Source organism: Streptomyces nogalater (assembly GCF_039532885.1).
Classification (GTDB): domain Bacteria; phylum Actinomycetota; class Actinomycetes; order Streptomycetales; family Streptomycetaceae; genus Streptomyces; species Streptomyces nogalater.
On the sequence record NZ_BAAASM010000017.1, the window covers coordinates 1 to 6,208 of the forward strand.

Annotated in this window: 5 protein-coding genes and 2 pseudogenes; 6 read left to right on the forward strand and 1 reads right to left on the reverse strand. The window is 71.0% G+C overall.

Annotated features, from left to right (window positions below; genetic code table 11):
* Positions 1–852: pseudogene (locus ABD350_RS14765) on the reverse strand (PucR family transcriptional regulator); the annotation flags it as partial.
* Between the two features lie 164 nt (positions 853–1,016).
* Here ABD350_RS14765 and ABD350_RS14770 point away from each other — a divergent pair.
* The 6 genes and pseudogenes from ABD350_RS14770 to ABD350_RS14795 all read left to right on the forward strand — a co-directional run.
* Positions 1,017–1,943 carry a proline dehydrogenase family protein gene (locus ABD350_RS14770; protein WP_344348505.1) on the forward strand — a complete coding sequence of 309 codons (927 nt, stop codon included), beginning with the start codon at positions 1,017–1,019 and terminating at the stop codon, positions 1,941–1,943.
* A 39-nt stretch (positions 1,944–1,982) separates the two neighbouring features.
* Entirely contained in the window at positions 1,983–3,614 is a 1,632-nt protein-coding gene (gene pruA / locus ABD350_RS14775) for an L-glutamate gamma-semialdehyde dehydrogenase (RefSeq protein WP_344348506.1), read from the forward strand.
* Positions 3,615–3,685: 71 nt separating this feature from the next.
* Complete coding sequence (locus ABD350_RS14780) at positions 3,686–4,225, forward strand: GNAT family N-acetyltransferase (protein WP_344348507.1); 540 nt, start codon at positions 3,686–3,688, stop codon at positions 4,223–4,225.
* Positions 4,226–4,485: 260 nt separating this feature from the next.
* Positions 4,486–4,617, forward strand: coding sequence for a hypothetical protein (locus ABD350_RS14785; protein ID WP_344348508.1), 132 nt, complete (start codon positions 4,486–4,488; stop codon positions 4,615–4,617).
* Between the two features lie 88 nt (positions 4,618–4,705).
* A complete protein-coding gene (locus tag ABD350_RS14790) occupies positions 4,706–5,749 on the forward strand; it encodes a 3-isopropylmalate dehydrogenase (protein WP_344348509.1) in 1,044 nt (347 codons plus the stop codon).
* 242 nt (positions 5,750–5,991) lie between these two features.
* Positions 5,992–6,208, forward strand: a pseudogene (locus tag ABD350_RS14795) (branched chain amino acid aminotransferase); the annotation flags it as partial.

Below are 6,208 nucleotides of genomic sequence, written 5' to 3' on the forward strand. Positions count from 1 at the left end.
GCCGGGCCGCGCCGCCACGGCCGCCGCCGTGCGCGCCCCGGCGCCGCGCGCCCGCGCCCCCCGGGACTCCTCGGCCTCCTTCAGCAGCCGGGTGGCCGCCGCCACCGCGGGGGCCGTCGTGTCCGGGCTGCGCAGCCGCACCAGGACCGCGAGGCTCAGCCCGGACGCCCCCCAGGGCAGGGCGCACAGGGCCGTGGCGTGCGGGACCGTGCGCGGGGCGGGGACGTCGTCCGGGTCGGCCGACGGCCAGGGCGCGACGCAGACCAGCGTGTGCGGGCCCTCGGCGCGCGGGCCGAGGGCGGTGCGCAGGTCGGCCACCGCCATGTCCCGCTGCCAGCCCCCGTCCGCGGTGAGCACCGCCCGCAGCTCCCGGCTCAGCCCCGCCCCGGCCTCCGCCTCGTCGGCGAGCAGCGCGCCGATCCGGTCCGCCACCCGCATGGCGGCGGTCAGCTGGGCGTCGGTCGGCCCCGGGTCGCCGTCCAGCAGCCAGACGTAGCCGAGGACGACGCCCCGGTGGCGCACGGGCAGGCAGATCCGGCCCCGGTAGACACCGGCCCCGGGACTGGGCGGGATGCGCACCGGCGCGGTCGCCCGGGTGATGCCGAACCCCTCGAACCAGGCCCGGACGGTCGCCGTGGAGCGCCGGGTCAGGATCGAGCGGGTGCGCACCGGGTCCAGCGCGGAGGGGTCCAGCTCGTCCTCGCTGTCGTAGGCCCCGAAGGCGATCAGCTCGAAGTCACGGTTCTCCAGGGTCGCGGGCACGCCCAGCAACTCGGAGATCTCGTCCACCAGCTCCTGGTAGTCCGCCTTGAACGCCTTGAAATCCGCCGCCACCCGGGCATTCTCCCCCATGACCCGGCCGCCTTCATACATCTGTCTGACATCCCGGGCACGGATGCGTGACAGCTGTCGATGGCCCAGGATCGGAGAGATCCTTAGGTTTCACGGTGGTTCTCCGTGCCGTACCCGAATCGTCGGGTGTCGGCCTCTTCGGTGCTTGTCTGTGGAGGTGCCCCGTGCTGGGTCCCGTGATTCTCGCCGCGTCGCGCAGCGACCGGATGCGTCGCCTGATCTCGGCGGCCCCGGTGACCAAGCAGGTCGTCGACCGCTTCATCCCCGGTGAGACCGTGGCCGACATCGGCCCGATCATCGAGGACCTGACGGCCAAGGGCCTGGAGCTGACGATGGACGTCGTCGGCGAGGACATCACCACCCCGGAGCAGGCCACCGCCGCCCGGGACGCCTACCTGGCGCTGATCGACCACCTCAAGGGCCTGGAACTGGGCGAGCGGGTCGAGATGTCGATCAAGCTCTCGATGTTCGGCCAGGCGCTGGACGGCGGGCACGAGCTGGCCCTCGCCAATGTCCGCCCGGTGGTCGAGGCCGCCGCCGCCATCGGCACGACGGTCACCCTGGACGCCGAGGACCACACCACCCTGGACTCGATGTTCGCCATCCACGAGGAGCTGCGGAAGGACTTCCCGCAGACCGGCTGCGTCATCCAGTCCTACCTCTTCCGCACCGAGGCCGACGCCCGCCGCCTCGCCGGGTCCGGCAGCCGGGTCCGCCTGGTCAAGGGCGCCTACAAGGAGCCCGCCGAGGTCGCCTACCAGCAGAAGCACGAGATCGACAAGGCCTACGTGCGTATCCTGAGGATCCTGATGGAGGGCGAGGGTTACCCGATGATCGGGTCCCACGACCCCCGCCTGATCGCCATCGCCCAGGAACTGGCCCACAAGGCCGGCCGTAAGCTCGACGAGTACGAGTTCCAGATGCTGTACGGCATCCGGGGCGAGGAGCACCTGCGGCTGGCCGCCGAGGGCCACCGGATGCGTGTCTACACGGCCTACGGCACCGACTGGTACGGCTACTTCATGCGCCGTCTCGCGGAGAAGCCCGCGAACCTCCGCTTCTTCCTCCGCTCGATGGTCAGCAAGGGCTGAGCCCCACCACCCGCTCACGTACAAGGAGTTACGGATCACATGGACGCTGTGACCCAGGTCCCCACCCCCGTCAACGAGCCGGTGCACGGCTACGCCCCCGGCTCGCCCGAGCGCCTCCGGCTGGAGGCCAAGCTCAAGGAGCTGGCCGAGAACCCGATCGAGCTGCCGATGACCATCGGCGGCGAGAAGCGGCTGGGCGGCGGCGAACCGTTCCAGGTGGTCCAGCCGCACAACCACAAGGCGGTCATCGGCACCGGCCGGCACGCCACCCAGCAGGACGCCCGCGACGCCATCGACGCCGCCCTGGCAGCCGCCCCGGCCTGGCGCGCGATGTCCTTCGACGACCGCGCCGCGATCATCCTGCGCGCCGCCGAGCTGCTGGCCGGCCCGTGGCGCGAGACGATCGCCGCGTCCACCATGCTGGGCCAGTCCAAGACCGCCCAGCAGGCCGAGATCGACTCGCCCTGTGAGCTGGTCGACTTCTGGCGCTTCAACGTCCACTACGCCCGGCAGATCATCGCCGAGCAGCCCCCGGCGAATTCCCCGGGCGTGTGGAACCGCCTGGACCACCGCCCGCTGGAGGGCTTCGTCTACGCGATCACGCCGTTCAACTTCTCGGCGATCGCCGCGAACCTGCCCACCGCCCCCGCCCTGATGGGCAACGTGGTGGTCTGGAAGCCGTCCCCGACGCAGACCCACGCGGCCGTCCTCCTCATGCGGCTGCTGGAGGAGGCGGGCCTGCCCAAGGGCGTCATCAACCTCGTCACCGGCGACGGCATCGCGGTCTCCGAGGTCGCCCTGGAGCACCGGGACCTCGCGGGCATCCACTTCACCGGCTCGACCAAGACCTTCCAGTACCTGTGGAAGACGGTCGGCAACAACATCGAGAAGTACCGCTCCTACCCGCGTCTGGTCGGCGAGACCGGCGGCAAGGACTTCCTGGTCGCCCACCCGTCGGCCGACCGCGCGGTGCTGAAGACCGCCCTGACCCGGGGTGCCTTCGAGTACCAGGGCCAGAAGTGCAGCGCCACCTCCCGCGCCTACATCCCGGCCTCCATCTGGAACTCGGGCTTCAAGGAGGAGTTCGCGGCCGAGGTCGACTACCTGACCATGGGCGACGTCACCGACCTGTCGAACTTCCTCGGCGCCGTCATCGACGACCGCGCGTTCGCCAAGAACAAGGCCGCCATCGAGCGCGCCAAGGCCGACCCCACCTGCACGATCGTCGCGGGCGGCTCCTACGACGACTCGGTGGGCTACTTCGTCCGCCCGACCGTCATCGAGTGCACCGACCCGGAGAACGAGGTCTTCACCACCGAGTACTTCGGCCCGATCCTCGCGGTGTACGTCTACGAGGACGACCAGTACGACGAGATGCTGACCCAGATGGAGTCGGTGTCCGACTACGCCCTCACCGGCTCGGTCATCGCCAACGACCGCGCCGCGGCGGCGTACACGATGGAGAAGCTCCGCTTCGCCGCGGGCAACTTCTACATCAACGACAAGTCGACCGGTGCCGTCGTCGGCCAGCAGCCCTTCGGCGGCGGCCGCGCCTCCGGCACCAACGACAAGGCCGGCGCCCCGCAGAACCTCCTGCGCTGGACCCTGACCCGGGCCATCAAGGAAACCCTGGTCCCGCCGACCGACTACGGCTACCCGCACATGGGCTGACCGCCCCCGCGACCCCGGCCCCGGAGGCCCNCGTCGCCGTGTCCGGGGCCGGTACCGCCGATACTGTCGTCATGACCCCTCCATGCCGCCTCGCCCACACCGCCGATCTCGACCCCGCCGAACTCCGCGGGATACGGGCCCTGTTGGACCACGCCTTCGACGGGGACTGCTCGGACGAGGACGAGGACCACTGGCTGGGCGGGGTGCACGCGCTGATCGAGGACGGCGAGGGTCTCGCCGCGCACGGGGCGCTCGTGATGCGCCGGGTACGGCACCGGGGGCGGTGGCTGCGCACCGGGTATGTCGAGGGCGTCGCCGTACGGGCCGACGTGCGGCGCACCGGGCTCGGCGGGCGGGTGATGGCCGAGCTGGAGCGGGTGATCGACCGGGCCTACGACCTCGGCGCGCTGTCGGCGAGCGACGAGGGCGCCCTGCTGTACGCCGCCCGGGGCTGGCGGTGCTGGCCCGGACAGGTGCACGCCCTCTCCCCGGAGGGCATCGTCCGGCTGCCGGACGAGGAGGGCGGGGTGTACGTACGGCCCGCTCTCGCCGGCCCGCTCGACCTGTCCGGCGAACTGGTCTTCGACTGGCGGGACGGCGACGTCGTCTGACGGTGTGTCGGGCGGTCGGGAATCAGCCCAGCTCAGCGGGGCCGTCGTCTCAGATAGTAGGAAGTCCGAGTAATTGTGCAGACAGGCGCGGGCCGCTCCCTTAACGTGAAAGAAGCCGAACGTCTCGCTCCATCCAGCGAATGGCGGTCGTGAGCCGGCCCGCGCAGGCAACCCCTGCGGCCCACGCTCCCCGCCCCTTCCGGCGACTCGCATGCCCCCCTCACAGCCATGCTCCACGCATGCCGAAGGAGTCGATTGCCATGGCCGAGACGACCGTCCGCCGCCGAGTCCGTCACGTGTCCCCTGCGAGCGAGTCCGACCGCAAGAACGCCGCCGCCGCCCTCCAGCGTGCCCTCGACCGCCGGGACAACGGCGGCCAGACCGGCCACTGAGCCCGGCCGGCGCGTACGGAACGACCCCCGCCGTCCGCATCGCGGACAGGTTGTGTCATCACCTGGGACGAGGAGTAGGGTGCCCGACATGTCTCGCAGCATCAATCTCGCAGTGATCCCCGGTGACGGCATCGGCCAGGAGGTCGTGGCCGAAGGCCTGAAGGTCCTCTCCGCCGTCCTTCCGCAGGATGTGAAGCTGGAGACCAAGGAGTACGACTTCGGCGCCAAGCGCTACCACGCCACCGGTGAGACCCTCACCGACGCCGACCTGGAGCAGCTCAAGGGCCACGACGCCATCCTGCTCGGCGCGATCGGCGACCCGTCCGTGCCGTCCGGCGTCCTGGAGCGCGGCTTCCTGCTGAAGCTCCGCTTCGCCTTCGACCACCACGTCAACCTGCGCCCGTCCAAGCTGCTCCCCGGTGTCGCCACCCCGCTGGCCGGCCAGCCGCAGATCGACTTCGTCGTGGTCCGCGAGGGCACCGAGGGCCCGTACACGGGCAACGGCGGCACCATCCGCAAGGGCACCGCGCACGAGATCGCCACCGAGGTGTCCGTCAACACGGCCTACGGCGTCGAGCGTGTCGTCCGCGACGCCTTCGAGCGCGCCCAGGCCCGCCCGCGCAAGAAGCTCACGCTGGTCCACAAGAACAACGTGCTGACCTTCGCCGGGCACCTGTGGACGAACGTCTTCACGAAGGTGGCCGAGGAGTACCCCGAGGTCACCACCGACTACCTGCACGTCGACGCGGCGACGATCTTCCTCGTCACCGACCCCGGCCGCTTCGACGTCATCGTCACCGACAATCTCTTCGGCGACATCATCACCGACCTCGCCGCGGCCGTCTCCGGCGGCATCGGCGTGGCCGCCTCCGGCAACATCAACCCCAGCCGCGAGTTCCCGTCCATGTTCGAGCCGGTCCACGGCTCGGCCCCGGACATCGCCGGCCAGGGCAAGGCCGACCCCACCGCCACCGTCCTGTCCGTCGCCCTGCTGCTGCGCCACCTGGGCTACGAGTCGGAGGCGGACCGCATCGACACGGCGGTGGCCGCCGACCTGACCGAGCGCGCCGGAAAGCCGGCCCGCTCCACCTCCGAGATCGGCGACGCGCTCGCCGTACGCGTAGCCGGCTGACCCGCCGCGCTACACCCCCAGCCGCCGGGTCGCGACCGCACCCGGCGGCTTTTGCCATGTCCCGCCGGGTGCCACCATCAACCCCTGGGCCGCCTCACCCCGATTCCGTCCGCCGCCGCCCCCGCGCGATAATCGAACGCGGAGCCGCGATATGAGGGAATGCTCGGACGTCCAAGCACCGACGACCGGGAGTGCAGGCGTGAGCGCGGCCCGTCACTACAACCGGTGAAGGACAACCACTGATGACGACGCCCACGATCGAGCTCAAGCCGTCCGCCAGCCCGCTCGCCGCCGCAGAGCGCGAGGCGATCCTGGCCAACCCGGGCTTCGGCCGCCACTTCACCGACCACATGGTGACGATCAGGTGGACCGAGGGCCGCGGCTGGCACGACGCTCAGCTCGTTCCGTACGGTCCGATCTCGCTGGATCCCTCCACGCACGTCCTGCACTACGGCCAGG

What these genes read in the sequence shown, in the direction of transcription:
- pruA (WP_344348506.1), top strand. Translation starts at nt 1,983, where the DNA reads ATGGACGCTGTGACCCAGGTCCCCACCCCCGTCAACGAGCCGGTGCAC.
- ABD350_RS14780 (WP_344348507.1), top strand. Translation starts at nt 3,686, where the DNA reads ATGACCCCTCCATGCCGCCTCGCCCACACCGCCGATCTCGACCCCGCC.
- ABD350_RS14785 (WP_344348508.1), top strand. Translation starts at nt 4,486, where the DNA reads ATGGCCGAGACGACCGTCCGCCGCCGAGTCCGTCACGTGTCCCCTGCG.
- ABD350_RS14790 (WP_344348509.1), top strand. Translation starts at nt 4,706, where the DNA reads ATGTCTCGCAGCATCAATCTCGCAGTGATCCCCGGTGACGGCATCGGC.